The organism is Idiomarina sp. UBA4206, assembly GCF_002383015.1.
In the GTDB taxonomy this organism is placed as follows: Bacteria; Pseudomonadota; Gammaproteobacteria; order Enterobacterales; family Alteromonadaceae; genus Idiomarina; species Idiomarina abyssalis.
Genome location: NZ_DFTS01000050.1, coordinates 9,138 through 9,710, shown reverse-complemented (window position 1 = coordinate 9,710; position 573 = coordinate 9,138). Strand labels below are relative to the sequence as shown.

1 protein-coding gene is annotated in these 573 nt (G+C 45.4%); it reads left to right on the top strand.

Going from position 1 to position 573, the window contains the following annotated elements; genetic code table 11:
* Positions 1-239: 239 nt before the first annotated feature.
* Positions 240-573, top strand: a 334-nt coding sequence (locus tag B3180_RS10875; protein ID WP_286844474.1) for a LysR family transcriptional regulator, incomplete at its 3' end; no start/stop codon positions are given.

Sequence of the window (573 nt, the reverse complement as noted above, 5' to 3'; positions counted from 1 at the left end):
CGAAAGAACGACGGCGCGGATCCAGCCGGAAGTTTGTGACAGCGTAGCGCGTTACTACCAGTGCTAATAAAGCCACCAGAGCCAATAACACAGGGCGAACGCCAGATAATGTCAACCATTCAGTCATTGATGCATCCTGGGTATTTTGTTTGGGGCAATTATGGGGGCGTCTTTAATGTTAAGTAAAATAGATATAAAATATAATATTGTTCTATTTTAAAGAACGGTTATTAGCAACTATGAATTACAAACATCTCTTTTACTTCTGGCATGTGGCGGAAAGTGGCCATTTAACCCAAACCGCTCAAAAACTTCATGTGTCGCAATCGGCGTTATCGGCGCAAATAAAACAGTTGGAAGAATGGTTAGGCACGCCTTTGTTTGAGCGTCAGGGGCGACAACTAGTGCTGACTCAGGCCGGGTACATTGCTCGTCAGTACGCCAACCGGATTTTTCACGAAGGTGAGAACCTGGTCAAACAACTGAAACAGGGAATGGACGGTGCAGATTTAGTGATTCGCATTGGTCACGCCTCGACCATGTCACGTAACTTTGTCGAAGCATTTATCAGCG